The sequence below is a fragment of the Streptomyces sp. NPDC002776 genome (genome assembly GCF_053592195.1).
Window position 1 is genome coordinate 73070 of sequence record NZ_JBSFVG010000018.1, and the last position, 25212, is coordinate 98281.

22 protein-coding genes are annotated in these 25212 nt (G+C 72.3%); 10 read left to right on the top strand and 12 right to left on the bottom strand.

The genetic code is table 11. From position 1 onward, the window contains the following. The first annotated feature begins 1 nt into the window (after position 1). From ACWD11_RS29375 to ACWD11_RS29400, 6 genes are all read left to right on the top strand, one after another. Entirely contained in the window at positions 2-1948 is a 1947-nt protein-coding gene (locus tag ACWD11_RS29375; RefSeq protein WP_389418944.1) for a fumarate reductase/succinate dehydrogenase flavoprotein subunit, read from the top strand. Then, positions 1945-2694 carry a succinate dehydrogenase/fumarate reductase iron-sulfur subunit gene (locus tag ACWD11_RS29380; RefSeq protein WP_389418943.1) on the top strand — a complete coding sequence of 250 codons (750 nt, stop codon included), beginning with the start codon at positions 1945-1947 and terminating at the stop codon, positions 2692-2694. The genes ACWD11_RS29375 and ACWD11_RS29380 overlap by 4 nt, the downstream gene beginning before the upstream one ends. Positions 2695-2797: 103 nt before the next feature. After that, on the top strand, positions 2798-3823 hold the full coding sequence (locus ACWD11_RS29385) for a hypothetical protein (protein ID WP_451286596.1): 1026 nt from the start codon (positions 2798-2800) through the stop codon (positions 3821-3823). A 130-nt stretch (positions 3824-3953) separates the two neighbouring features. Then, complete coding sequence (locus ACWD11_RS29390; protein WP_389418941.1) at positions 3954-4727, top strand: GNAT family N-acetyltransferase; 774 nt, start codon at positions 3954-3956, stop codon at positions 4725-4727. Next, positions 4727-5683, top strand: coding sequence for a lysophospholipid acyltransferase family protein (locus ACWD11_RS29395; protein WP_451286598.1), 957 nt, complete (start codon positions 4727-4729; stop codon positions 5681-5683). The genes ACWD11_RS29390 and ACWD11_RS29395 overlap by 1 nt, the downstream gene beginning before the upstream one ends. Before the next feature lie 29 nt (positions 5684-5712). Then, the gene (locus ACWD11_RS29400; protein WP_451286600.1) at positions 5713-6696 is read left to right on the top strand and encodes a BtrH N-terminal domain-containing protein; all 984 of its coding nucleotides are present in this window, start codon (positions 5713-5715) and stop codon (positions 6694-6696) included. A 12-nt stretch (positions 6697-6708) separates the two neighbouring features. On the opposite strand, the gene ACWD11_RS29405 is transcribed toward ACWD11_RS29400, so the two are convergent. From ACWD11_RS29405 to ACWD11_RS29420, 4 genes are all read right to left on the bottom strand, one after another. Continuing rightward, a complete protein-coding gene (locus tag ACWD11_RS29405) occupies positions 6709-9045 on the bottom strand; it encodes an ATP-binding cassette domain-containing protein (protein ID WP_389418938.1) in 2337 nt (778 codons plus the stop codon). A 96-nt stretch (positions 9046-9141) separates the two neighbouring features. Beyond that, complete coding sequence (locus tag ACWD11_RS29410; RefSeq protein ID WP_389418937.1) at positions 9142-10146, bottom strand: LLM class flavin-dependent oxidoreductase; 1005 nt, start codon at positions 10144-10146, stop codon at positions 9142-9144. Between the two features lie 60 nt (positions 10147-10206). Beyond that, entirely contained in the window at positions 10207-10377 is a 171-nt protein-coding gene (gene rpmF, locus ACWD11_RS29415; RefSeq protein WP_389418936.1) for a 50S ribosomal protein L32, read from the bottom strand. A 74-nt stretch (positions 10378-10451) separates the two neighbouring features. Then, complete coding sequence (locus tag ACWD11_RS29420; protein ID WP_389418935.1) at positions 10452-10853, bottom strand: (2Fe-2S) ferredoxin domain-containing protein; 402 nt, start codon at positions 10851-10853, stop codon at positions 10452-10454. 66 nt (positions 10854-10919) lie between these two features. Between ACWD11_RS29420 and ACWD11_RS29425 the strand changes: the two genes are divergently transcribed. Next, a complete protein-coding gene (locus ACWD11_RS29425; RefSeq protein ID WP_389418934.1) occupies positions 10920-11411 on the top strand; it encodes a phosphatase domain-containing protein in 492 nt (163 codons plus the stop codon). 31 nt (positions 11412-11442) lie between these two features. On the opposite strand, the gene ACWD11_RS29430 is transcribed toward ACWD11_RS29425, so the two are convergent. The 5 genes from ACWD11_RS29430 to egtA all read right to left on the bottom strand — a co-directional run bounded on the left by ACWD11_RS29430 (position 11443) and on the right by egtA (position 16074). After that, positions 11443-11649, bottom strand: a complete 207-nt coding sequence (locus ACWD11_RS29430) for a dodecin (RefSeq protein WP_389418933.1) — start codon at positions 11647-11649, stop codon at positions 11443-11445. 66 nt (positions 11650-11715) lie between these two features. Beyond that, positions 11716-12678, bottom strand: a complete 963-nt coding sequence (gene egtD / locus ACWD11_RS29435) for an L-histidine N(alpha)-methyltransferase (protein ID WP_389418932.1) — start codon at positions 12676-12678, stop codon at positions 11716-11718. Continuing rightward, on the bottom strand, positions 12675-13466 hold the full coding sequence (gene egtC, locus ACWD11_RS29440; protein ID WP_451286604.1) for an ergothioneine biosynthesis protein EgtC: 792 nt from the start codon (positions 13464-13466) through the stop codon (positions 12675-12677). The genes egtD and egtC overlap by 4 nt, the downstream gene beginning before the upstream one ends. Continuing rightward, positions 13466-14782 carry an ergothioneine biosynthesis protein EgtB gene (gene egtB / locus ACWD11_RS29445; RefSeq protein ID WP_389418930.1) on the bottom strand — a complete coding sequence of 439 codons (1317 nt, stop codon included), beginning with the start codon at positions 14780-14782 and terminating at the stop codon, positions 13466-13468. The genes egtC and egtB overlap by 1 nt, the downstream gene beginning before the upstream one ends. Beyond that, entirely contained in the window at positions 14779-16074 is a 1296-nt protein-coding gene (egtA, locus tag ACWD11_RS29450; RefSeq protein WP_451286606.1) for an ergothioneine biosynthesis glutamate--cysteine ligase EgtA, read from the bottom strand. The genes egtB and egtA overlap by 4 nt, the downstream gene beginning before the upstream one ends. Before the next feature lie 280 nt (positions 16075-16354). Between egtA and ACWD11_RS29455 the strand changes: the two genes are divergently transcribed. Next, positions 16355-17179, top strand: a complete 825-nt coding sequence (locus tag ACWD11_RS29455; RefSeq protein WP_451286608.1) for a TIGR02452 family protein — start codon at positions 16355-16357, stop codon at positions 17177-17179. 31 nt (positions 17180-17210) lie between these two features. Here ACWD11_RS29455 and ACWD11_RS29460 read toward each other — a convergent pair whose 3' ends face one another. Both ACWD11_RS29460 and ACWD11_RS29465 read right to left on the bottom strand, forming a co-directional pair. Next, entirely contained in the window at positions 17211-17657 is a 447-nt protein-coding gene (locus tag ACWD11_RS29460; RefSeq protein ID WP_389418927.1) for a type II toxin-antitoxin system PemK/MazF family toxin, read from the bottom strand. 55 nt (positions 17658-17712) lie between these two features. Beyond that, positions 17713-19137, bottom strand: coding sequence for an amidase (locus ACWD11_RS29465; RefSeq protein ID WP_451286610.1), 1425 nt, complete (start codon positions 19135-19137; stop codon positions 17713-17715). 196 nt (positions 19138-19333) lie between these two features. Here ACWD11_RS29465 and ACWD11_RS29470 point away from each other — a divergent pair, with 196 nt between their 5' ends. Then, positions 19334-20722 (top strand): glycoside hydrolase family 43 protein, encoded by a 1389-nt coding sequence (locus ACWD11_RS29470; RefSeq protein ID WP_451286612.1) that lies wholly within the window; start codon positions 19334-19336, stop codon positions 20720-20722. 22 nt (positions 20723-20744) lie between these two features. Here the strand turns inward: ACWD11_RS29470 and katG are convergent, their stop codons facing one another. Then, entirely contained in the window at positions 20745-22934 is a 2190-nt protein-coding gene (gene katG / locus ACWD11_RS29475; protein WP_389418924.1) for a catalase/peroxidase HPI, read from the bottom strand. A gap of 234 nt (positions 22935-23168) precedes the next feature. On the opposite strand from katG, the gene ACWD11_RS29480 reads away from it, so the two are divergent. Continuing rightward, complete coding sequence (locus ACWD11_RS29480) at positions 23169-25172, top strand: sigma-70 family RNA polymerase sigma factor (protein ID WP_451286614.1); 2004 nt, start codon at positions 23169-23171, stop codon at positions 25170-25172. Positions 25173-25212 lie beyond the last annotated feature (40 nt).

The following is a 25212-nucleotide window of genomic DNA, read 5'->3' on the forward strand; positions in this document are numbered from 1 at the left end:
GATGACCTACACCGACTACCAGACCGGCGAGCCGGTCGTCGACAGCAAGGCGCCCAAGGGCCCGGTCAACGAGCGCTGGGACAAGCGCCGTTTCGAGGCCAAGCTGGTCAACCCCGCCAACCGGCGCAAGCACACGGTGATCGTCGTCGGCACCGGTCTGGCCGGCGGCTCGGCCGGCGCCACGCTCGCCGAACAGGGCTACCACGTCGTCCAGTTCTGCTACCAGGACTCCCCGCGCCGCGCCCACTCCATCGCCGCGCAGGGCGGCATCAACGCCGCGAAGAACTACCGCAACGACGGCGACTCCGTCCACCGGCTGTTCTACGACACCGTCAAGGGCGGCGACTTCCGGGCGCGGGAGTCCAACGTCCACCGCCTCGCGCAGATCTCGGTGGAGATCATCGACCAGTGCGTCGCCCAGGGCGTGCCCTTCGCCCGCGAGTACGGCGGCCTCCTCGACACCCGCTCCTTCGGCGGCGTCCAGGTCTCCCGGACCTTCTACGCCCGCGGCCAGACGGGCCAGCAGCTCCTCCTCGGCGCCTACCAGGCCCTCAGCCGGCAGATCGCCGCCGGGAACATCGAGATGCACCCGCGCACCGAGATGCTCGACCTGATCGTGGTGGACGGCCGGGCCCGCGGCATCGTCGCCCGGGACCTCGTCACCGGCAAGATCGACACGTACTTCGCCGACGCCGTCGTCCTCGCCAGCGGCGGTTACGGCAACGTCTTCTACCTGTCGACGAACGCCATGAACTCCAACGCCACCGCGATCTGGCGGGCCCACCGGCGCGGCGCTTACTTCGCCAACCCCTGCTTCACCCAGATCCACCCGACCTGCATCCCGCGCACCGGCGACCACCAGTCCAAGCTGACGCTGATGAGCGAGTCGCTGCGCAACGACGGCCGGATCTGGGTGCCGAAGGCCAAGGGCGACGACCGCCCCGCGAACAAGATCCCCGAGGACGAGCGCGACTACTACCTGGAGCGCATCTACCCCTCCTTCGGCAACCTCGTGCCCCGTGACATCGCCTCCCGCGCCGCGAAGAACGTCTGCGACGAGGGCCGCGGAGTGGGACCGGGCGGGCAGGGCGTCTACCTCGACTTCGCCGACGCCATCAAGCGCATGGGCCGCAAGGCCGTCGAGGCCAAGTACGGCAACCTCTTCGACATGTACCAGCGGATCACCGACGAGGATCCGTACCAGGTGCCGATGCGGATCTACCCCGCCGTGCACTACACGATGGGCGGACTGTGGGTCGACTACGACCTGCAGACCACCGTCCCCGGCCTGTTCGCGATCGGCGAGGCCAACTTCTCCGACCACGGCGCCAACCGCCTCGGCGCCTCCGCGCTGATGCAGGGCCTGGCCGACGGCTACTTCGTGCTGCCGGCGACCATCAACGACTACCTGGCCAGGAACCCGCACCAGGAAGCGGTCACCACCGACCACCCCGTCGTCCAGGACGTGCTGGCCGAGACCGAGGACCGGATCAACCTCCTGCTCTCGGTGAACGGCGACCGCACCCCCGACTCCTTCCACCGCGAAGTCGGCGAACTGATGTGGGAGTTCTGTGGCATGGCCCGCACCGACTCCGGGCTGCGCAAGGCGCTGGAGCGCATCCCGCAGATCCGCGAGGAGTTCTGGCGGCGGATCAAGGTGCCCGGCACCGGCGAGGAGTTCAACCAGTCGCTGGAGAAGGCCAACCGCGTCGTCGACTACCTGGAGCTCGCCGAGCTGATGTGCCTCGACGCGCTGCACCGCGCCGAGTCCTGCGGCGGCCACTTCCGTGAGGAGTCCCAGACCCCCGACGGCGAGGCCGAGCGCCGTGACGACGAGTTCTCCTACGCGGCCGCCTGGGAGTTCACCGGGACCGGCGAGGCGCCGGCCCTGCACAAGGAAGACCTGGTCTTCGAGTACGTCCACCCCACTCAGCGGAGCTACGCATGAAGCTCACCCTGCGCGTCTGGCGGCAGAAGAACGCCGACGCCGACGGCGCCATGTCCACGTACGAGGTGGACGGGATCTCCAAGGACATGTCGTTCCTGGAGATGCTCGACACGCTCAACGAAGAGCTCATCCTGCGCGGCGAGGACCCGGTCGCCTTCGACCACGACTGCCGTGAGGGCATCTGCGGCGCCTGTTCCCTGGTCATCAACGGCGACGCGCACGGCCCCGAGCGGACCACCACGTGTCAGCTGCACATGCGGTCCTTCCAGGACGGCGACACGATCGACATCGAGCCGTGGCGGGCATCCGCGTTCCCGGTGATCAAGGACCTGGTGGTGGACCGGTCGGCGTTCGACCGGATCATCCAGGCCGGCGGTTACATCACCGCGCCGACCGGGGCGGCGCCCGAGGCGCACGCGACTCCGGTGCCCAAGCCGGACGCCGACTTCGCCTTCGAGCACGCCGAGTGCATCGGCTGCGGGGCGTGCGTCGCCGCCTGTCCGAACGGCGCGGCGATGCTGTTCACCTCGGCCAAGGTCAACCACCTGAACGTGCTGCCCCAGGGCGCTCCCGAGCGGGAGACCCGGGTGCTGGACATGGTGGCCCAGATGGACGACGAGGGGTTCGGCGGCTGCACGCTGGCCGGCGAGTGCGCCACGGCCTGCCCCAAGGGCATCCCACTGGTCTCCATCACCAGCATGAACAAGGAGTGGCTGCGGGCCACCCGCAAGGTGGGCAAGCGGTAGCGCCGCGGGCCAGGTGAACGTTCGCCGACAGGTGCGGACGAGCGGGGCCGGGAGGGTGCTCCCCGGCCCCGTTTCGCCTGACCGGGCTCGCTACGCTGCCCGTATGATCATGGGAAGTCACCAGCGGGAGTGGCTGGTTGAGGCCGTCGGCCGTTTCGAGGCCGCCGTGCGCGCACAGGAACCGGACCGGGCGGAAGACGCGTTCCACGAGCTGTACCGGAGCTTTCAGGACGCGGCACCGCAGGAGGCCGCCCAGGCCGCCCCGCGGCTGGCCGCGCTGCTGCCCGAGGTGCCCCCGGGGCCGCGCGCCACCATAGCCGTCATCGTCGGCGCCTGCGTGGAGCGCGGCGCCGACCCGGCGCCCTGCGCGCCGTACGTCTTCGTGGAGCTGGCCGAGACGCTGGCCGCGGTGGGGGAGTTCTGCGAGCGCTGGGCGGAGACCGGCGGCGGGGACTTCCCCGATCCGGAGCCCGGCGAGGCGGACCCGGCGCTCTTCGAACGCGCCGGGTGGGAGCCTGCCCTGGCCTGGCTGTCGATGCCCCAGTGGGAGATGGCGTCCCTCGCCATGCTCAACCACCCCGCCGTGCGCACCGCGCTGGACGGCTCGCTGCGCGCCCGGCTGCTGCGGGCGGTGCGGACCGTGGCGGAGGCGTCGGGCCACGAGTTCAAGTGCCTGACGTACGCCCTGCTCGTCCTCGACGACGAGCCGCTGGTCGTGCTGCACCGCCCCACCGGCACCGGCTACCGGCTGCGGATGAGCGGGATCGGCGACAACTTCCAGCTGCACACCCTGCTCGCGGACGTCCTCGTCGGCGGCGGCCATGTGCCCGGCCGGGCCCCCTCCCCGCAGGAGGCGGCGGTCTGCCGGGACGCGCCGGGGCAGGTGCACACCGTGGGATCGTTCAACCTGGTGGCGCCCGGCGGGGAGTGGGTGTGGAACGAGGGCACGCCCGCCGACATCCCGGTCGTCGACGGCGTACGCCTGCTGGTCCTCGACCCGCCGCCCTACGAGCGCAGCTGGCCCTCGGGCCGGTTCTTCCCGCACATGAAGGGCGACCTCGTCCTGGAGCGGGTGCTCGACGCCGCGGAGACGCGGTACTGGCTGGAGGGGTGCGCGCCGCCCCGGTGACGGCGGCCCGAGCGTTCCGTTCAACAACCTCACATCCCCGCTCCTGACGCCGGTCACGCCCCGGACGCCCGGTGTCGGAAGAACTGGTTCGGCCGCTCAACCGTCCCCGGCCCGTGACCAGGAGTCAGCCATGACCGGCGTTTCCACGCTCGACCGCCCCCCGCAGCCGGCGGCCCCCACCCGCTACACCGTCAGCGTCGCCCGCACCGAGGACGACGTGCGGGCCGCCCAGCGGCTGCGGCACAACGTCTTCGCCGGGGAGATGGGCGCCCTGCTGTCCACCCCGCAGCCGGGGCACGACATCGACGCCTTCGACGCGTACTGCGACCACCTGCTGGTCCGGGACACGTTCACCGACCAGGTCGTGGGCACCTACCGGCTGCTGCCTCCGGACCGCGCCGCGGTCGCCGGAGGGCTCTACTCGGAGGGCGAGTTCGACCTCGCGCCCCTCGACCCGATCCGGCCGGGCCTGGTCGAGGTGGGGCGCTCCTGTGTCCACCCCGACCACCGCGACGGCGCGGTCATCGGCCTGATCTGGGCCGGGATAGCCCGCTACATGGTGGACAACGGCCACGAGTGGCTGGCCGGCTGCTGCTCCGTCCCGCTCGCCGACGGCGGCGCCCTCGCGGCCGGCACCTGGGACCGGGTGCGGGACAAGCACCTGGCGCCCGAGGAGTACCGGGTCCGTCCGCTGCTGCCCTGGAACGCCGAGGGCGTGGCCCGCCCCGAGGGCCGTACCGAACTGCCCCCGCTGCTGCGCGGCTACCTCCGCCTCGGTGCCTGGGTCTGCGCGGAGCCCGCGCACGACCCGGACTTCGGGGTCGCCGACCTGTACGTGCTGCTGTCGATGCGCCGGGTCAACGCGCGCTATCTGAAGCACTTCCTCTCGCTCGTCCCGGCCTGATGACCATGCTGCGCACGGTGCCGGTGGGGGTGCGGGTCCTGCCCCCGCGGAGTGAGCGCCGGGTGGCGGCGGCCGTGCCCCGCCCGGTCGTGCCGTCGAGCGCCTGGCTGCCGACCGCGCCCTGCTCCCCGCAGGTCTGCGTCGCCTCCGCCCGCTCCCTGGCCGACGTGCCGCGCGCGACCCTGCGGCTCGGGGCACTGCTGGTCACGCTGGCCGTGGGTATCGCCCTGCTGCCGGTGTTCGGGGCCGTCCCCGCCACCCGCCGGGACCCGCTGATCCGGTGGTGGAGCCGGGCCGTGGTCCGGGCCAGTGGGGTACGCGTGCGCATCACCGGTGCGGCGGCGCCCCAGGGAGGTCTGCTGCTGGTCGCCAACCACATCTCGTGGCTGGACATCCCGCTGCTCGCGGCGGTGCGCCCGGCCCGGATGCTGGCCAAGGCGGAGATCCGGCGCTGGCCGGTGGCGGGCGGGCTCACCGCGCGCAGCGGCGCCCTGTTCATCGAGCGGGACCGGCTGCGCGCGCTGCCGGACACGGTCGCCCGGATCGCCGGGACCCTGCGCTCCGGTGCCGCGGTGGTCGCCTTCCCGGAGGGCAGCACCTGGTGCGGCCGGGCGCAGGGCCCCTTCCGCCGGGCGGTGTTCCAGGCCGCGCTGGACGCCGGTGTGGCGGTGCAGCCGGTGCGGCTGAGCTACCGGTTCGACGGCGGTCCGGCGAGCACCGCGCCCGCCTTCGTCGGGGAGGACTCCCTGCTCTCCTCGCTGTGGCGGGTGGTCATGGCCCGCCGCCTGGTCGCCGAGGTCGAGATCCGCCCCGAGATCCCGGCGGGCACCCACCCCGACCGCCGTTCCCTGGCACGGGCGGCCCAGCCGCGACCGGCCGGAGGAGAACTCTCCTGGGCGCACGCGGCGCCGGCGGCGGAGCGGTCGCGGGGGCCGAGGGGGCGTGCGGGACAGTAAGAATGAGAGGGACAGTAAGAATGAGCGGCATGACGATGGTGAAGGACATCGACGTCCGCGGTATGCAGCACTGCGAGACGACGGCGCTGGGCGTGTTGCTGCGGCATGCAGGACTCGACTTGTCCGAGCCCGCGCTGTTCGGCCTCGGCTCCGGGCTGTCCTTCCTCTACTGGGACAGCAAAGCCATGGGCTTTCCCTTCCTGGGAGGCCGCGTCAAGCCGTTCGAACTCACGAGGAACCTGGCCGCCGAACTCGGGCTCGAACTGCAGGTCAGGGAGACCACATCGGCACGCAAGGCGTGGCAGGACGTGGCGGGACCCCTCGACGCCGGCCGGCCGGTCGGCCTGCAGCTCGACAGCTACCACCTGGACTACTTCAGCACCAAGGTGCACTTCGGCGGGCATGTCGTGGCCATGTACGGCTACGACGAACAGGACGCCTACCTGGTGGACACCGCCGCGCAGGGCGGAGCCGTCTCGACCGGGCTCGCCGGGCTGGCCAGGGCCAGAGCCGAGCGCGGCCCCATGACCGCCAGGCACCGCTCCTTCACCATCACGGCGCCCGGCAACGCGCCGTCACCGCAGGACCGGATCATCCCCGCGATCAAGAAGTGCGCCCACGCCTTCCTGAACCCACCGATTGCGAACCTGGGCGACCGGGGCATCGAGAAAGCGGCCAAAGAAGTACCGAAGTGGCTGCGGCGCAGCGCGAATCCGCAGGAGGACCTGCCCCGGGCGGCCGTCCTCATGGAGAAGGCCGGCACCGGCGGCGCCCTGTTCCGCAATCTCTACCGGGACTTCCTCGCCGAGTCCGCCCAGCTGATCGACAACAGCCACCTGCGCACCGGGCACCGTCTGTACTCCGAGGCCGCCACCCTCTGGACCCAGGTGGCCGGGCTCGTCGCGACAGCGGGGGAATCGGGCGACGTGGAGAACCTCGAGCAGGCCGGAACCATCCTCCACGAGCTCGCCCGCATCGAACGCGACGCGATGCGGGCCCTCAGCCTGCTCTAGGAGCCTGATCGGCTAGGAAGCGGCCATCGCGCGGGCCAGATACCCCGCCGTGGCGCTCCCCTCCGTCCGTGCCACCTCCGCCGGCGGCCCCGTCGCCACGATGCGGCCGCCCGCGTCACCGCCGCCGGGGCCGAGGTCGATCACCCAGTCCGCGCCCGCCACCACCGCCATGTCGTGCTCGACGACGACCACGGTGTGCCCGGCGTCGACCAGGCCGTGCAGCTGCCGCATCAGTACCTCGACGTCGGCCGGGTGGAGTCCGGTCGTCGGCTCGTCGAGGAGGTACAGGGTGTGCCCGCGCCGGCCGCGCTGGAGTTCGCTCGCCAGCTTGATCCGCTGGGCCTCGCCGCCGGACAGCTCGGTCGCGGGCTGCCCGAGCCGCAGATAGCCGAGGCCGACGTCGAGCAGCGTGCCGAGGCTGCGGGCGACGGACGGGGTGTCCGCGAAGAAGTCCGCCGCCGCCTCCACGGTGAGGTCCAGCACCTGCGCGATGTTCCGCCCCCGGTACGTCACTTCCAGCGTCTCGGGACGGTAGCGCGCGCCCCCGCAGTCGGGGCACGCCGCGTACGTGCTCGGCAGGAACAACAGCTCGACGCTGACGAACCCCTCGCCCTGACAGGTCTCGCAGCGCCCGCCGGCGACGTTGAAGGAGAACCGGCCGACACCGTAACCCCGCTGCCGCGCCTGGTCCGTGGCCGCGAACGCCTTCCGCACGACGTCGAACAGGCCCGTGTAGGTGGCAAGGTTGGAGCGCGGGGTGCGCCCGATGGGCTTCTGATCGACGCAGACCAGACGCCCGACGCCCGCGAGGTCCTCCGTGATCTCCCCGATCAGGGTGGACTTCCCGGACCCGGAGACCCCGGTGACCGCGGTGAACGCCCCGAGCGGGAACTCGGCCGTCACCGCGCGCAGATTGTGCCGGGTGACCGGGCCGACCTTCAACTGCCCCGTGGGGGTGCGCACTTCGCGTACGGGGGTAGGGGCGCGGTCGAAGAGGAAACGGGCCGTCGCCGACTCCTCGACCGCGGCGAGCCGCTCCGGCGGTCCGCTGTGGAGCACCTGCCCGCCGTGCTCGCCCGCGCGCGGGCCCACGTCCACCAGCCAGTCGGCGCCGCGCATCACGTCCAGCTGGTGCTCCACCACGAACACCGAGTTCCCGGCGGCCTTCAGCCGTGCCAGCACCGTCAGCAGCGCCTCCGTGTCCGCCGGGTGCAGTCCGGCGGACGGCTCGTCGAGGACGTAGACGACGCCGAAGAGTCCGGAGCGCAGTTGGGTGGCGAGGCGCAGGCGCTGGAGCTCGCCCGCGGAGAGGGTGGGGGTGGCGCGGTCGAGGCTGAGGTAGCCGAGGCCCAGCTCCAGGACCGGGGCGATCCGGGAGGCGAGGTCCTCGGTGAGGACGCGGGCGGTCTCGGAGGTGCCGTGCGGGATCCCGGCGAGCTCGACCAGGGGCAGCGCCGCGAGTTCGGCGATCGTCCGGCCGGCGAAGGTCACCGCGAGGGCCTCCGGGCGCAGCCTGCTGCCGCCGCAGGCCGGACAGGGCGCACTGACCAGGAAGCGCTCCGCCTTGGCACGCAAAGTCGCGCTCTTGGAGTCGGAGAACGTCTTCATGACGTACCGCCGGGCGCTCATGTACGTGCCCTGGTACGGCCGTTGGATCCGTTCGGCGTCCCGCACCGGATGCACCGTGACGACCGGCTGCTCGTCGGTGAACAGGATCCACTCCCGCTGCTCGGCCGGCAGCTCCCGCCAGGGCAGGTCCACGTCGTGGCCGAGCGCGTCCAGGATGTCCCGCAGGTTCTTGCCCTGCCAGGCGCCCGGCCAGGCGGCGACGGCACCGTCCCGGATCGACAGCGAGGGGTCGGGGACCAGCAACTCCTCCGTCGTACGGTGGACTTGGCCGAGGCCGTGGCACTCGGGGCAGGCCCCGGCCGCCGTGTTGGGGGAGAAGGCGTCGGAGTCGAGCCGTTCGGCGCCCGGCGGGTAGTCGCCGGCGCGGGAGAAGAGCATGCGCAGCGAGTTGGAGAGGTTGGTGACCGTGCCGACCGAGGAGCGGGAGGTGGGCGCCGAGCGGCGCTGCTGCAGGGAGACCGCGGGCGGCAGTCCGGTGATCTCCCCGACCTTCGGCGCCCCCACCTGATGGATCAGCCTGCGCGCGTACGGCGCCACCGACTCGAAGTAGCGGCGCTGCGCCTCGGCGTAGATCGTGCCGAAGGCGAGCGAGGACTTCCCCGAACCGGAGACGCCGGTGAACACGGCCAGCACGTCCCGCGGGATGTCGACGTCCACGCCCTTGAGGTTGTGCTCACGGGCGCCCCGGACACGGACGTACGGGTCGTGAGGCTCGGGCATGGAGGGGACTCCGTGGATCGAGGGGACAAACTCCGCAATTCTACGGGACCGGCCCGAAGAGTCGTCCGCGGGTCCACGACGCCGAGGCGGCATCGGTCACCCGGAAGCTCCCCTGATCCCGGCGAGGCGGCGGTAGGAGTCCAGCAGGGACGGGCGGTCGTAGGTGCTGGTGGTGACCAGGATTTCCTGGGCGCCCGTCTCCTTCAGCAGGATGTCCAGCTCGTCGGCGACCTGCTCCTCGGTGCCGGCGATGTGGCCGGTGAGGCCCTGCTCGTAGAAGCCGCGCTCTTTGGCGGTCATGGTCAGTGCCTCGACGCGTTCGGCGGGCGGCAGGGGCGGGAAGGTGCCGTGCGTGCGGGAGTACGCCATCGACCAGGCCTCCGGGATCAGCAGGCGCCGGGCCTTCTCGGGGGTGGCGGCCACGGCGATGGTGCCGGAGACGACGACGTAGGGTTCCGCGGCCCAGGGGGAGGGGCGGAAGTTCGCGCGGTAGTGATCGATGCCGCGCTGCATCTTCGGGCGGTTCCTGAGGTCACCGATGACCAGGGGCAGCCCGGCGCGGGCCGCGATGGCGGCGCCTTCCCCCATCGCGAGCACGAACGGCGGCACGGTCAGCCCCTCGGCGGGACGCGCGTGCACCCCGGTGGGCGACGTGCCCCGGAACCAGCCGAGCAGTTCGTCGAGTTGCCCGGTGAAGTCCTCGGCGTCGTCCTTGTCCCGGCCCAGCGCCCGGCGCACCCCGTCGGTGAAGCCGACGGAACGGCCGAGGCCCATGTCGATCCGGCCCGGGAAGAGGGACTCCAGCACCCCGAACTGTTCCGCGACGACGAGGGGCTGGTGGTTCGGCAGCATCACCCCGCCGGTCCCCACCCGGATCGTGCGGGTGGCCGAGGCGACCGCGGCGGCCAGTACGGTCGGGGCGGAACCGGCGACGCCGGGGACGCCGTGGTGTTCCGAGACCCACAGCCTGTGGTAACCGAGCCCTTCCAGCTCCCGCGCCAGGGCGATGGTGTCACGCAGCGCCTCGCCGTTCGAGTGGCCCTCGCGGGTGCGGGAGCGGTCGAGGACGGAGAAGCGGGTCTGCGCGATCACGGAACTCATACCGGGTACAACACCGGGCCGGCGTCAGGATTCCTTCCCGCCGGGCGAGCGCTTCTCCGCTCAGCCCTCGGGGTGCAGCAGCCCTCGCTCGTAGGCCCTGACCAGGTGCTGCGGCACCAGGTGCCGGACGCCGTCGACGGTGACCGGCACCAGGGTCGGGGTGGCGGCCTTCCACTGCGCTCGGCGGTGGCGGGTGTTGCTGCGGGACATCTTCCGCTTGGGGACGGCCATGACGAACCTCCTCGGTGGGTGAACGTCGAGGACGCTACATGAAAATGGATCCCATTAACAACTGAAGCCGGTGGTCAGCGGCGGGAGCGGACCCGCGCGTCCTTCGGCGGGTCGATGAACTGCAGCTCCAGCGCGACCGGCGGCTCGGCCACACCGGGTCCGCCGGCCGCCAGCCAGCGCACGATCTCCTCGGTGCTGTCGTAATCCGTGGCGAACCCCACCCAGGTCGGCCGCCCTCCGGCACGCCGGCCCGCCGCCGAGGGGCCGACGACGATGACATTGGCCTGATCGCAGGGGCCCAGGCAGTCGGTCGTACGGATCCGGAAGCCGTGCTCCGCGGCCGCGGCGCGCAGCACCTCCAGTTGCCCCTCGTGATCGGTGCCCGGGTGCTTGCGGGCGTTGCCGCAGCAGCAGCCCCGGCAGACGACGAGCGTGCAGGCGGAAGCGGTCAGGGAGGTGCGGCGCGTCAAAGGCATGACAGAAGTGTGGCGCCTGCCGGGGCCGCCCCGGTCACCGGGCGGCCGCTGCGTAGGGTGGACGGCGTGACCGACAGCAGCAAGCGCCCGCTCGCCGTGTTCGACCTCGACAACACGCTCGCCGACACCGCCCACCGGCAGCGGTTCCTGGAGTCCCGGCCCCGTGACTGGGACGCCTTCTTCGCGGCCGCGCCCGCGGACCCGCCGATCCCCGAGGGCATCGCGCTGGTGCTGGACAGCGCCGAGGAGTGCGAGGTCGTCTATCTGACCGGGCGGCCCGAACGCTGCCGTGCGGACACCCTGGAGTGGCTCGCGGCCCAGCAACTGCCCGAGGGCCGTGTGTACATGCGGCGCGACACCGACCGCAGGCCCGCCCGGCGCACCAAGCTGGAGATCCTCCGCCGCCTGGCCAGGACCCGTCGGATCCGGGTCCTGGTGGACGACGACGAGCTGGTGTGCGCGGACGCCGAACAGGCCGGGTTCACCGTCGTACGGGCGCGCTGGACCGCCCCTTCCGCCGCGCTGAAGACCGCGCAGGAGCGGGAGGGGCGGACCTGAGCGGACCGGGGCGGCACGCCCGCCGGCCGGTCTACTCCAGGCGGAAGCCGACCTTCATGGTCACCTGCCAGTGCGCGATCTGCCCGTCGTTCAGCTGGCCGCGTACCTCGGTCACCTCGAACCAGTCCAGGTTGCGCACGGTCTGCGAAGCCCGCTCGATACCGTTGCGAATGGCCTGGTCCACGCCCTCGGGCGAGGTGCCGACGATATCCGTGACCCGGTAGGTGTGGTTCGACATGTGGGTGCTCCTCTCACACGCGTCATTCCACGGTGCCCCACGGTGGGACATCGCGCGAGCCGTCCGTCACCGCGCCACGCTCAGCGACAGCGCGAACCGGCCGTCCCGGTCCGTCCACCAGTGGGTCAGCTCCAGCCCCGACGCGGACAGTTCGCCGCGCACGCCCTCCTTGCGGAACTTCGCCGACACCTCGGTGTGCAGCTCCTCGCCGGCCGCGAAGTCGACGGCGAGGTCCAGGGCGGGCACCTTCACCGTCTGCGCGGCCAGGGACCGCAGCCGCATCTCGATCCACTCGTTGCCGGCGTCCCACAGCGCCACGTGCGCGAAGGCGCCGGGATCGAAGTCGGCGCCCAGTTCCCGGTTGACGACGGTCAGGACGTTCTTGTTGAACGCGGCCGTCACCCCGGCCGCGTCGTCATACGCCCTGACCAGCACCTGCTCGTCCTTGACCAGGTCCGTGCCGAGCAGCAGGGCGTCCCCCGGCGCCATCAGCGCGCGGACCCGGGCGAGGAAGGCCGCCCGCTCGGCGGGCAGCAGGTTGCCGATCGTGCCGCCGAGGAACGCCATCAGCCGGGGGCCCGGGGTGTCGGGCAGGGTGAGCCCGCCGGTGAAGTCGGCGATCAGCGCGTGCACGTCCAGGGCGGGCCGCTCCCCGATGAGGGCGTGCCCGGCCTGGGTGAGGGCGCTCTCGCTGACGTCGACCGGGACGTACGTGTGCAGGTCGGTGAGCGCGTCGATGAGGTACCGGGTCTTCTCCGAGGAGCCGGAGCCGAGTTCGACCAGGGTGCGGGCGCGGGTGGCCGCGGCGATCTCGTCGGCGCGGTCGACCAGGATCTCCCGTTCGGCACGCGTGGGGTAGTACTCGGGCAACTCCGTGATCTGCTCGAACAGTTCGCTGCCGTGGGCGTCGTAGAACCACTTCGGCGGGAGTGTCTTCGGGGTGCGGGTCAGGCCGTGCAGGACGTCGGCGCGCAGGGCGGCCTCCGTGGCGTCCTCGGGCAGCTGGCGGGTGAGAAGGAACGGGCTCACGTGCGGGGCTCCTTCGACGGTGCGGGGGCCGAGGACTCGCCCGGCTCCTTCAGCGGGGAGAGAGTGACGTCCGTGCGGCTCGCGACGAGGAGCGTGCGGTCCGGGACCTCGTGCCAGAGCGGATCGTCGTCGTACGGTTCGGAGGCCACGACCGTGCCGCGGCCGGGTGCGGTGAGGTACCACAGCGTGTCGCCCCAGGCGGTTGCCGTAATGCTGTCGCCGCTGGTCAGCAGCAGGTTCAGCCGGGCGTCCGGGGCCGCCTCGGCGACCTCCCGGACGGTGTCGGCCAGGGCCCGGGCCTCGCCGTCCCCGGCGCGCAGCCGGGCCAGGACCAGCGCCCACACGAACGCCGAGTCGTTGCGGGCCTCCAGCGACAGCAGGTCCGTCGCGGACAGGGTCCCGGCGAGCGGTGCGAGGGAGCCGGGCCAGCCCGGGACGGCGCCGTTGTGGCTGAACAGCCAGGTGCCGGAGGCGAAGGGCGCCGCCGCGGCCTCCGCGTCCGCCCCGGAGAGCGTCGCGTCCCGCACCGCGGCCAGCAGGGACGTCGTCCTGACGACGCGGGCGAGATCGGCGAAGGACAGGTCCGCCCAGATCGGCCCGGCCCGCCGGTACCGGGCCGGCACCGGATCACCGGCCGCGTACCAGCCGACGCCGAAACCGTCGGCGTTGACCGTCCCGTACCGCTGCCGTCCGGGGGCCCAGGACTGGCGGTACAGGCCGTGCGGAGGGTGCACCAGGCAGTCGGCGAGCGGCTTCTCGGGTCCCAGATACGCCACATGACGGCACATCAGACCGCCTCCGAGCGGGCCGTGCGGAACCCGGCGAAGATCTGCCGGCGGATCGGGTAGTCCCAGTTGCGGAACGTGCCCCGGCAGGCGACCGCGTCCACGGCGAACGAACCGCCGCGCAGCACCTTGTGGTCCGGCCCGAAGAACACCTCCGAGTACTCCTTGTACGGAAAGGCGACGAACCCGGGGTAGGGCAGGAAGTCGCTCGCCGTCCACTCCCACACATCGCCGATCAACTGCCGTACGCCGAGAGGTGATTCGCCCTCGGGGTAGCTGCCGACCGGCGCCGGACGCAGATGGCGCTGGCCGAGGTTGGCGTGCTCGGGGGCCGGGTCGGCGTCGCCCCAGGGGTAGCGGGCGGAGCGGTCGCCGGCCGGGTCGTGGCGGGCGGCCTTCTCCCACTCGGCCTCAGTGGGCAGCCGGCGGCCGGCCCAGCGGGCGTAGGCGTCGGCCTCGTACCAGCACACGTGCAGCACCGGCTCGTCGGACGGTACGACCTCGGTGACCCCGAACCGGCGCCGGAGCCACTGCTTGCCGTCCCGCCGCCAGAACAGCGGTGCCTGGATGGCGTGCTGCCGGATGTGGGCCCACCCCACCGGGGCCCACCAGCGCTCGTTGTCGTAGCCGCCGTCCTCGATGAACGCCTGGTAGGCGCCGTTGGAGACGGGCGTGGTGTCGATGAAGAAGGGTGCCACCTCGCGCCGGTGCGCGGGGCGTTCGTTGTCCAGCGCCCACGGCTCGGTGGAGGTACCCATGGTGAACGGGCCGCCGGGGACCAGGACTTCGGCCGGACCGGTGAACAGCGGGGCCGGTTCCGGGTCCGGGGCGGTGAGGGCCTGCGGCCCCTTGCGCAGCTGATGGGTGATCAGCATGGTTTCGTCGTGCTGCTGTTCGTGCTGGGCGATCATCCCGAAGGCGAAGCCCGCCTCGGTCAGCCGGGTGCCGTGGAACGCGGTGCTCTCCAGCAGGTCCAGGACCCGGCCGCGCACGTCGGCGGCGTACCGGCGGGCCTCGGCGGGCGGCAGCAGCGGCAGGGTGGGGCGCTCGGAGCGGGGGTGCTCGAAGGCGTCGTAGAGGCTGTCGATCTCGGGGCGCATGGCCTCCCGGCCCGCCACGGCCCGCAGCAGCCACTGCTCCTCCTGGTTGCCGATGTGCGCCAGGTCCCACACGAGCGGCGACATCAGCGGGGAGTGCTGCGCGGTGAGGTCGGGGTCCTCGACGCAACTGGTGAGCAGGGTGGTGCGGTCCCGCGCGGTGACCAGCGTGGTCACGGCCCGCTCCCGGAGCGTCTCGGGATCGATGGCGGGGTCGGTCATGTGCGGATGTCCTTCCCGGGCAGGCGGTCGAGCAGGTCGTCGGCGGGACATCGGCCCCGGGCGATGTAGCGGTCCCGGTAGGCCGCGACGGCTTCCGTGACCTCGGGGGTGGCGCCCATCCTGGGCAGCGCCTCCAGCGCGGCGGCGAAGCAGATGACGGCGGCCTCGTGCAGTTCGGGGTCGCTCATCGCGTGCCGGGCCGCGTCGGTCCACAGCGGGTTGTGCGGCGCGGGCACCGGCACCGCCCGCTCGGCCAGCGGCTTCACCGCGCGGTAGGCGGTCTCCGCGGCCGCGGGGTCGTCGAACAGGGCCGCCGTCACGGCGAGCGGGACGATCCAGCCGTCCTCGCCCGGCTGCGCGTCGATCATGCGCAGCTCCAGATGGCCCCGCGGCCGGACCGGTGGGAACAGGGTCGTCAGGTGATAGCCGAGGTCCTCCCGGGTGGGCGGTCTGGGCACCGCCGACCTGGTCCACTCCCGGAAGGTGAGCTCCTCCGGGATCTCCCACGGCCCGCTGTCCTGGCGTACGCACATCACCGGCGCGTCCAGCACATGCCGGGCCCATGCGGCGCGCGGATCTTCGTCCAGCGGGGGAGCGCCCGCCCGGCCCGCGCCGATCTCCATCCACAGCATCTGCCGGGTGGAGCGCCAGCCGGTGGGTTCGTTCCCGGCGAGGGGGGAGTTGGCGAAGGCCGCCACCAGGACCGCGCCGAGCTGATGGGCGAGCCACCAGCGCCGTACGTGACCCAGCGGGCCCGGCTCCTCGTGGCCGGCGTCGAGGCAGACCTGGACGGAGGCCGAGGTGCACATCATGGCGCGCCCGGCCGGACCTCTGCGGTCCAGGCAGGCCTCCATGGCGTCGTAGCGGGGCTCGCGCAGATAGCGGCGGGGTTCGTGCCAGGGGTCCTGGCCGATGCCGACCAGTCCGAGACCGTGCTCGCGCAGGGCCGCGCGGACGGCGTCAAGATCGGCGGAGACGGTACCGATGCACTCCATCAGGGAGGCGGCGGGCGGCGAGCTGAGCTCCAGCTGGCCGCCGGGCTCGACGGTGAGCGCCGACCTCAGGGGCACGGTCCGCAGGGCGGCGTAGGCCGCGCGCAGTCGTTCGGGTGTGACGGGAAGCTGCGGGCTGCGCAGCTCATGGACGAGCCATTCCACCTCGACCCCGAGGGTGCGCGGCGGGCCGGTCTTGAAGCAGATGCCGCGGACGAGGGCCTCGACCTCCGCCTCGGACACCGAGGTCCGGGGCTTGGTACAGCCGCTCGGCGGCGAACCGCCGGATGAATCTGGCATATCGGAATCCTCCTGATATTCCACCATGCCACCGGCCCGGCATTTCGGGTGGGCCGGGACGGCACACTCGTCCCACCCAAGACGCTGAGCGGGCTCCGCACAAGGGCGCCTCCCGGGATGTTCCGGATCGGACACATCCGGTTCCCGCCGGTTTCGGGGCCCGTTCGCGGGCCGGAAAAACTCCGTTGCACCACCCGTGGCCCATCGCCCACGATGCGTACATGAGCACGACGGGGGAGTGCGCCCGGCGCGCGCTCAAGGCGCTCACGGGGGTGGCGCCATGAGCGCGCGCCTGCGGGAGCTCGCACAGCAGACGGAGCGGATCGTGGCCGCGGGTTCCTACCCCGCGTCCGACGGCCGTGAGGTGTCGATCGCCGCGGCGGTGGAAGCCGCCAGGCAGGGCACGCGCAGGTACGGGCCCGGCCCTGTGCCGGTGCCCCCGGCCTCCCCGGTGGACACGCACATCGAGGTCACGGGTGAGAGCAGCCTGGAGGCGGCGCGCCGCCTCGGCCCCGGGACGGCCGTCCTGAACTTCTCCTCGGCGCGCAACCCCGGCGGCGGCTATCTCAACGGCGCCCAGGCCCAGGAGGAGGCCCTGTGCCGGGCCTCCGCGCTCTACGCCTGCCTGATCGAGGTCCGCGAGTTCTACGACCACCACCGGGCCCACCGCGACCCCTTCTACACCGACCGGGTCATCCACTCACCCGGCGTGCCCGTCTTCCGCGACGACCGAGGACGCCTGCTGGACGCGCCGTACACGGCCGGATTCCTCACCTCCGCGGCGCCGAACGCGGGAGTCGTCAGGCGTACGGCACCGGAGCGCGCCGCTGACCTCCCCGGGGCCCTCGCGGTGCGCGCCGAGCGGGTGCTGGAGGTGGCCGCCGTCCACGGCTACCGGCGGCTGGTGCTCGGCGCCTGGGGCTGCGGAGTGTTCCAGAACGAACCGGGGCAGGTGGCGGGTGCGTTCCGGGCGCTGCTGGGCCCGGGCGGACGGTTCGCGGGCCGCTTCGAGCGGGTCGTGTTCGGCATCCTCGACCGGACCCCGCGGACGACGACCCGAGCGGCCTTCGAACGGGCGTTCCCGGCGCCGCAGCTTCAGCCGTAGCGTTCCCGTTCCCGTTCCCGTGTCCGGAGCCTCAGCTCCAGCCGTAGCGTTCCCGCAGCCGGTGGCGGACCGCGTTGAACCGCATCCGGTCCAATGCGCACGCCTCGCGCCGCATGCCCCGCTCGTGCAGCCGCAGCACCCGGTCCACGGCGACCCAGGAGTCCCGCCCGGACCGGTCCCAGGGCCCGCGCCCGATCGCCACCCAGTCCCGGTGCGCGTCATGCCGCTTGCTGGACAACTGCACGGCCAGGACGGTGCCGCCCGGCTCCCGGGCCACCACCAGCACGGGCCGGTCCTTGCCGCGGCCGTCGTTCTCCTCGTACGGCACCCAGGTCCAGACGATCTCCCCGGGATCCGGGTCGCCGTCGTGCGCGGGCGAGTACTCGGTGTGCACCCGGCCCACCTCGCGGGGGTCGGCCTCGACGGTGGCGAAGGGGCCTTGGCGGCCGGGGATGTTCTCTTCGGTGGACGCAGTCACGGGGATCACGGTAGGGCTTGCGCGGAGGCGAACGGGCGCCGGGCACCCCGCCGGTCTATCCGGCCGGGATGTCCGAGGCGAGCTGCCCCGGCGGCCATGCCTCGTGCCAGCGCAGTTCCGCCTCCAACTGGGCGGCGAGCGACAGCAGAAGGGGCTCGCTGTGGGCCGGTCCCAGCAGTTGGGCGCCGACCGGCAGACCGCCTTCCACGAAGCCCGCGGGGACGTTCACGCCGGGCCAGCCCAGCACGTTCCACGGCCAGGCGAAGGGACAGGCGGCGATCATCGCGCGGTCGGTGGCGAGCCCGCCGAGCCCCAGCAGCGCGCCGATCCGCGGCGGGGGAGCGGCCGTCGTCGGCGCGAGCATCACGTCGTAGGCCTCGAAGAACGTGCCGATACGGCGGTGCAGCACCGCCTCGGCGCGCCGGGCCGCCCGCAGCGGTGCCCCACCGAGCAGCCGGCCCAGCCGGGCGGCGCCCAGGGTGCGCCGGTCCAGCAGCGCGGGAAAGGGCGACTCGCTCACGAACTCGGCGATCCCCATGGTGGCCCGCGGCACGAAGGCCAGCCCGATCTGTCCGTACGGCGGATCGGCCTCCTCGACGATGTGTCCCAGCGCGGCCAGTTTCTCGGCGAGTTCGACGACCTTGTCGCGCACCTCGGGCCGGAGCCGGGCGGGTACCGCGGTGAACGGGGGCTTCAGGGCCAGGGCGATGCGCAGTCGTCCGGGGTCGCGGCCCACGGCCGCCGAGGCGTCGATGGCCGGGGGACGGCAGGGGTCCCCGGCGTGGTTGCCGCTCGCCGCGTCCAGCAGCAGGGCCGCGTCGGCGACCGTACGGGCCAGCGTGCCGTTGACCGTGATGCCCTGGAAGGACTCGCCGCGCGGCCAGGTCGAGATCCGGCCGCGCTGCGGCTTGATGCCGACCAGGTTGGTCCAGGACGCCGGGATCCGCACCGATCCGGCGCCGTCCGAGCCGAGCGCGGCGGGGACCAGCCCGGCGGCGACGGCGGCGGCCGAACCGCCCGAGGAACCGCCCGGCGTGTACTCGGTGTTCCACGGGTTGCGGGTCTCGCCGAAGGCCGGGCCCTCGGTGAACGGCCACTGCCCCAGTTCGCAGGTGTTGGTCTTGCCGACGATCACGGCCCCGGCCGCGCGCAGCCGCCGTACCGCCTCGCCGTCCTCGGCGACCGGCGGGAACTCCCCCTGGCAGCCGAACGCGGTGGGCTCCCCGGCGACGTCCATGTCGTCCTTGACGGCGACCGGCACGCCGAGCAGCGGCCGCCGTCCGCCCGAGGCGAGTTCCCGGTCCGCCGCGTCCGCCTCGGCGAGCGCCGCCTCGGCGCGGACGATCCGGAAGGCGTTGAGGGAGCCCCGTGTCGCCTCGATGCGCGCGAGCGCCCGCTCGACCAGGGTTTGGGAGTTCACCTCCCCGTCGGCCAGCGCACGGGCGGACTCGGTGAGCCCTGCGGAACGGTCGAACGTCATACGGGGCACCTCCGGTGACGGCCTTGTCTACTGAACAGTAGCCTCTGGGGCGGCCTTTGCCTCGGCTTGTGTCGAGCGGTGCGCGGACCATTGACGCACTCTCGTCCCACCCCTACCTTCTGACCGATCTTCCGAACCGAGTTCGGTAAGTCGAACAACTCGGTGTGTGCCCCACGCGTCAGAGGGAGAGCCGCCCATGACCCCGCAACGCCCCACCCCGTCCCGCCGCACCCTGCTCCGGGCGATGACCGCCCTGCCCGCCTCGGCCCTGCTGCTGTCCGAGGCGCCCGGACTGCTCGGCACGGCCGCCGCCGCCGCGCCGCCGAGCGGTTCCGCCACCCGCTACACCATCGTGCCGTTCCTCAACAGCAACGACGGCACGGTCAACGTCTACCAGTCCGACGACGCCACCGACTTCCGGCTGCTGCGCTCCGCCGCCTACACCCCGCCCGCCGGCCGCATCCGCGACGCCAGCGTCATCCGGCACACCGACGGCTACTACTACGTCACCTACACGACCCGCACCTGGCAGGACACCAGCACCACCATCGGCTTCGCGCGCAGCACGGACCGGGTCAACTGGACCTTCCTCTACGACCATCCGGTCCCGATCGCGAACCTCTCCCGCGCCTGGGCACCGGAGTTCTTCGTCGACGGCGACGGCAGCGTGCACGTCATCGTGTCCTGCTCCACGACCAACGACGAGTGGATCTTCACGCCGTACCGGCTCAGGGCCACCAACTCCGCGCTGACCGCGTGGAGTTCACCGGTCGCCCTGACCGGCATCGGCGCCAACCACATCGACACCTTCCTGGTGCGGACCGGCTCGACCTACCACGCCTTCACCAAGAACGAGACCACGAAGTACATCGAGTACGGCACCGCGACCTCCCTCGCCGGGCCCTACACGATCTCCCGCACGGGCGACTGGGCCGGCTGGGGCAGCTACCGCGAGGGCCCGGCGCTGGTCCAGCTCGACAACGGCGCCTGGCGCATGTTCTTCGACGGCTACGGCGACGGCAGGTACTACTACAGCGACAGCCACGACACCTTCGCCACCTGGTCGGCACCGGCCGCACTGCCCGCGATCTCCGGCACGGCCCGGCACTTCACGGTGGTCAAGGAGACCGTGCCGGGCGGTCCGAGCCTGGCCCGCGGCACCACCCGCTCCTTCCGGTCCGCCAACTACCCCACCCGCCACTGGCAGCAGCAGTCGGCCCTGCTCAACCTCCCCGTGGTGAGCGCCTCCAGCACCACCGCCGAGAAGCAGGCGGCCACCTTCACGGTCACCGCGGGCCTCGCCGACGCGGGCGGCTACTCCTTCCGCGACGCCTCCGGCGCCTACCTGCGCCACTACGACTTCCGCGCCCGCTTCGACCCGGACAACGGCACCGCGGCGTTCGCCCGGGACGCCACGTTCATCGCCCGCACCGGCACGGCGACGGGCGCGCTGCGCTTCGAGTCGTACAACTACCCGGGCCGCTACCTGCGGCACTACGGCTATCAGCTGCGGGTGGAACGGTCCGACGGGACGGACCTGTTCCGGCAGGACAGCTCCTTCGTGCCGGTAGCGGCCTGGGGTTGAGTCGTACGGCGGCCCGCTCCGCTCAGGACAGGTCGAACCGGTCCAGGTTCATCACCTTGTCCCACGCCGTCACGAAGTCACGCACGAACTTCTCCTCCGCGTCCCTGGAGCCGTACACCTCCGACAGGGCCCGGAGCTGGGAGTGCGAACCGAAGACGAGGTCGACGGCCGTGGCGGTCCACCTGACCTCGCCCGTGGCGCGCTCCCGGCCCTCGAAGACGTTCTCGTCCGCGGCCGACGCCTTCCACTCCGTGCTCATGTCGAGCAGGTTGATGAAGAAGTCGTTGGTCAGGGTCTCCGGCCGGTTGGTGAGGACCCCGTGCCGGGACTGCTTGAAGCCGGTGTTCAGGGCCCGCATGCCGCCGATCAGCACCGTCATCTCGGGCGCGGTCAGGGTGAGCATGTTGGCGCGGTCCAGCAGGAGGGTCTCCGGCGACAGCTTCTCGCCCGCCCGCAGGTAGTTGCGGAACCCGTCCGCCTGGGGCTCCAGCATGGCGAACGTCTCCGCGTCGGTCTGCTCCTGGGAGGCGTCCGTGCGGCCGGGGGCGAACGGGACCGTGACCGGGTGCCCGGCGTTCCTCGCCGCTTGCTCGACGGCCGCGCAGCCGCCCAGGACGATCAGGTCGGCGAGCGACACCTTCGTACCGCCGGTCTGCGAGGCGTTGAAGTCCCGCTGGATCCGCTCCAGGGCCGCCACCGTATCGGTGACCTCGGGCAGGTCGTTGACCTCCCAGTCCTTCTGCGGTGCCAGCCGGATCCGGGCGCCGTTGGCCCCGCCGCGCTTGTCGGTGCCGCGGAAGCTCGCCGCCGCCGCCCACGCGGTGGTGGCCAGCTGGGACACGGACAGCCCCGAGTCGAGGATCGTGGCCTTGAGGGCGGCGATGTCCTCGTCCCCGACCAGCTCGTGGTCGACCTCGGGCACCGGGTCCTGCCACAGCTGCGGTTCGGGAACCCACGGGCCGAGGTAACGCGACAGGGGACCCATGTCACGGTGCAGCAGCTTGTACCACGCCTTGGCGAACGCCTCCGCGAGCTTGTCCGGGTTCTCGTGGAAGCTCTTCGCGATCGGCCCGTAGACCGGGTCCACCTTCAGCGCGAGGTCCGTCGTCAGCATCATGGGCGCGTGCCGCTTCGACGGATCGTGGGCGTCGGGCACGGTGTCCTTGGCCGCGGCATCCGTGGGAGTCCACTGCTTCGCACCGGCCGGGCTCGTCGTCAGCTCCCACTCGTACCCGAACAGGTTGTTGAGGTATCCGTTGTCCCACCTGGTCGGCTCGGAGGTCCACGCGCCCTCCAGCCCGCTGGTGAGCGCGTGCGGGCCGACGCCGCGGCCGTAGGTGTTCCGCCAGCCGAGCCCCTGCTGCTCGATGGGGGCTGCCTCGGGCTCCGGGCCGATGTAACTGACGTCGACCGCGCCATGGCACTTGCCGAAGGTGTGGCCGCCGACGATGAGCGCGACCGTCTCCTCGTCGTTCATCGCCATACGCCCGAACGTCTCGCGGATGTCCCGGGCGGCGGCCATCGGATCCGGGTTGCCGCTGGGCCCCTCGGGATTGACGTAGATCAGGCCCATCTGCACGGCACCGAAAGGACCGGTGAGTTCCCGGTCGCCGCTGTAGCGCTCATCGCCGAGCCAGGTGTCCTCGGGCCCCCAGAAGATCTCCTCCGGCTCCCAGATGTCCTCGCGTCCGAAACCGAATCCGAACGTCTTGAACCCCATCGATTCCATGGCGCAGTTGCCGGTGAACACGAGGAGATCGGCCCAGGAGATCTTCCGGCCGTACTTCTGCTTCACCGGCCACAGCAGGCGGCGCGCCTTGTCCAGGCTCGCGTTGTCCGGCCAGCTGTTGAGCGGGGCGAAGCGCTGCGCACCGCTGCCGCCGCCGCCCCGGCCGTCCGCGATCCGGTACGTGCCCGCGGCGTGCCAGCTCATCCGGATGAAGAGCGGCCCGTAGTGACCGTAGTCGGCGGGCCACCAGTCCTGGGACGTCGTCATCACCTCGAGGACGTCCCGCTTCAGCGCCTCCACGTCGAGGGTCGCGAACTCCTTCGCGTAGTCGAAGTCCTCCTCCATCGGATTGGAGCGGGACGAGTGCTGGTGCAGAACTTGGAGGTCCAGCTGATTGGGCCACCAGTCCCGGTTCGTCCTGGGCCGAGTCGAGGTGGGACTCGGGGAGGGGATTACCGGGTTCTCGCTCTCACTGCCGGGCATGATTGTCCTTCTTCCTGTCACCGTGTCCGTTTCGTGTCGGGTCGGCGTCCGTATGGTCGCGTACCGCGGAGCGCATCGCTACGAACCACGCAGGGGCAGCCGATTCGGCGGCCGCAGGTCAGCGGCGGGGTTTCTGTTCCCGCTGGGGTTTCTGTTATGGCACCCCCCTGCCGGAGGTCTCCCCTTGTACCGGGCGAAAGAATGCGGCAACCGAAACGGATGTGGTGGTCAGGCATGGCAGCGATGGGAGAGCACGAGTGCGCCGTGGTCGAGGCGGCTCGGCGGGGTGACCTCCGGGCGCAGGACGAGCTGGTCGGCGCGTATCTGCCGTTGGTCTACAACATCGTGGGCCGGGCGCTGAACGGACATGCCGACGTCGACGACGTCGTGCAGGAGACCATGCTCCGCGCCCTGCGCGCGCTCGGCTCGCTGCACCACCCCGCCAGCTTCCGGTCCTGGCTCGTGGCCATCACGATGAACCAGATCCGCACCTACCAGTACCGGCAGCAGACGGCACTGGCGGGCTCGGAACTGGAGGACGCCTACGACGTGGCCGACCCCGGCGCGGACTTCGTGGACCTGACGATCCTGCGCCTCGGTCTGGACGGCCAGCGGCGCGAGGTGGCGCAGGCCACGCGCTGGCTGGACGGCGACGACCGGATGCTGCTGTCGCTGTGGTGGCTGGAGGCCGTCGGCGAGCTGAGCCGGGCGGAGGTCTCCGCGGCGCTCGAGCTGTCCCAGCAGCACACGGCGGTGCGGGTGCAGCGGATGAAGGCTCAGCTGGAGACCGCCCGCCTGGTGGTACGGGCGCTCGCCGCGACGCCGCCGTGCGGTCACCTCGGCCAGGTGATCGGCAACTGGGACGGCCGCCCGTCACCGCTGTGGCGCAAGCGCATCGCCCGGCACGCCCGGGACTGCGTGCCGTGCTCGGGCCACCAGAGCGGGCTGGTCCCGGCCGAGGGGTTGCTGGTCGGCCTGGGACTGGTGCCCGTCGCCGCCGCGCTCACCGGCCTCGCCGCACTGACCGCCTTCGCGACCACCGAAACCGCGGCTGCGGCTTCGGGTGCGGCGGGGTATGGGGACTTCGGTCATGGTGCGGCTTCGGGTGCGGCGGGGCATGGGGACTTCGGTCACGGTGCGGCCTCCGGTGTGGCGGGGTATGGGGACGTCGGTCACGGTGTTGCTTCGGGTGTGCCGGGGTATCCGGACGCCGGTCATGGCGCGGCCTCCGGTGTGGCGGGGCATGGGGACGTCGGTCACGGTGTTGCTTCGGGTGTGCCGGGGTATCCGGACGCCGGTCACGGTGCGGCCTCCGGGGGGCCGGGGTATCCGGAGTTCGGGCACGGCGCGGTCCCGGGTGTGCCGGGGTATCCGGATCGCGGCCACACCGGGGCCCCGGCAGAGCACGCCTCCGCTCACACCCACCCGGAGTCCGGCACCGCAGCCGCAGAGGGTGACCCCACGGCCGTACTCGCGCCGGTGCGCACCGCCCCCTCCCGAGGGCGCCACGGCCACGGCCGACGCAGACGAATATCCCAGCGCCGCCGCATCACCGGCGTGGCCGCCGCGGTCGCCGTACTGATCACCGGAGGCACCGTCGCGACCCTGAGCCTGCAGCCGGACGGCGAGGGCGACAAGGTGCAGTCCGCTGCCGACACACCCCCGGCCCCCTCCTCGGCTCCCCCCACCACCTCGGCGGCCCCCTCCCCCTCCCCGTCCCAGTCGCCGAGCAAGTCCCCCTCACCCGAGCCCAGCACCAAGTCCCCGAAGCCCACGCCGACAGCCTCACGCACGAAGCCGCAGCCGCAGCCGCAGAAGGCGACGACGCCCCCGCCCCGTCCGTCGGCGACCCCCGCCACCGCACCCGCGGGCACACCCTCCGCGCAGGTCCTCGCCCTCGTCAACAACGAGCGTGCGAAAGCCGGTTGTGGGCCTGTGACGCACGACGGCCGCCTCGCCCGGGCCGCTCAGCTGCACAGCGAGGACATGTCGCAGAACCAGTACTTCGACCACACCAGCCTCGACGGCCGCACCTTCGCCGACCGGGCCGCCGCCCAGGGACATCCGTCGCCCGGAGCCGAGAACATCGCCCGCGGCCAGACCACCCCGGCAGCCGTGATGGCGGCGTGGATGAACTCGCAGGGCCACCGCGAGAACATCCTCAACTGTTCCCTCACCACCATGGGCATCGGCCTCGTGGAGGACGACTGGACCTGGACCCAGGTGTTCGGCTACTAGGGGTGTCAGGGCTCGCCGTGGCCAGGTTCACATGGCGTCG

What these genes read in the sequence shown, in the direction of transcription:
- ACWD11_RS29375 (WP_389418944.1), top strand. Translation starts at nt 2, where the DNA reads ATGACCTACACCGACTACCAGACCGGCGAGCCGGTCGTCGACAGCAAG.
- ACWD11_RS29380 (WP_389418943.1), top strand. Translation starts at nt 1,945, where the DNA reads ATGAAGCTCACCCTGCGCGTCTGGCGGCAGAAGAACGCCGACGCCGAC.
- ACWD11_RS29385 (WP_451286596.1), top strand. Translation starts at nt 2,798, where the DNA reads ATGATCATGGGAAGTCACCAGCGGGAGTGGCTGGTTGAGGCCGTCGGC.
- ACWD11_RS29390 (WP_389418941.1), top strand. Translation starts at nt 3,954, where the DNA reads ATGACCGGCGTTTCCACGCTCGACCGCCCCCCGCAGCCGGCGGCCCCC.
- ACWD11_RS29395 (WP_451286598.1), top strand. Translation starts at nt 4,727, where the DNA reads ATGACCATGCTGCGCACGGTGCCGGTGGGGGTGCGGGTCCTGCCCCCG.
- ACWD11_RS29400 (WP_451286600.1), top strand. Translation starts at nt 5,713, where the DNA reads ATGACGATGGTGAAGGACATCGACGTCCGCGGTATGCAGCACTGCGAG.
- ACWD11_RS29405 (WP_389418938.1), bottom strand. Translation starts at nt 9,045, where the DNA reads ATGCCCGAGCCTCACGACCCGTACGTCCGTGTCCGGGGCGCCCGTGAG.
- ACWD11_RS29410 (WP_389418937.1), bottom strand. Translation starts at nt 10,146, where the DNA reads ATGAGTTCCGTGATCGCGCAGACCCGCTTCTCCGTCCTCGACCGCTCC.
- rpmF (WP_389418936.1), bottom strand. Translation starts at nt 10,377, where the DNA reads ATGGCCGTCCCCAAGCGGAAGATGTCCCGCAGCAACACCCGCCACCGC.
- ACWD11_RS29420 (WP_389418935.1), bottom strand. Translation starts at nt 10,853, where the DNA reads ATGCCTTTGACGCGCCGCACCTCCCTGACCGCTTCCGCCTGCACGCTC.
- ACWD11_RS29430 (WP_389418933.1), bottom strand. Translation starts at nt 11,649, where the DNA reads ATGTCGAACCACACCTACCGGGTCACGGATATCGTCGGCACCTCGCCC.
- egtC (WP_451286604.1), bottom strand. Translation starts at nt 13,466, where the DNA reads ATGTGCCGTCATGTGGCGTATCTGGGACCCGAGAAGCCGCTCGCCGAC.
- egtB (WP_389418930.1), bottom strand. Translation starts at nt 14,782, where the DNA reads ATGACCGACCCCGCCATCGATCCCGAGACGCTCCGGGAGCGGGCCGTG.
- egtA (WP_451286606.1), bottom strand. Translation starts at nt 16,074, where the DNA reads ATGCCAGATTCATCCGGCGGTTCGCCGCCGAGCGGCTGTACCAAGCCC.
- ACWD11_RS29455 (WP_451286608.1), top strand. Translation starts at nt 16,355, where the DNA reads ATGAGCGCGCGCCTGCGGGAGCTCGCACAGCAGACGGAGCGGATCGTG.
- ACWD11_RS29465 (WP_451286610.1), bottom strand. Translation starts at nt 19,137, where the DNA reads ATGACGTTCGACCGTTCCGCAGGGCTCACCGAGTCCGCCCGTGCGCTG.
- ACWD11_RS29470 (WP_451286612.1), top strand. Translation starts at nt 19,334, where the DNA reads ATGACCCCGCAACGCCCCACCCCGTCCCGCCGCACCCTGCTCCGGGCG.
- katG (WP_389418924.1), bottom strand. Translation starts at nt 22,934, where the DNA reads ATGCCCGGCAGTGAGAGCGAGAACCCGGTAATCCCCTCCCCGAGTCCC.
- ACWD11_RS29480 (WP_451286614.1), top strand. Translation starts at nt 23,169, where the DNA reads ATGGCAGCGATGGGAGAGCACGAGTGCGCCGTGGTCGAGGCGGCTCGG.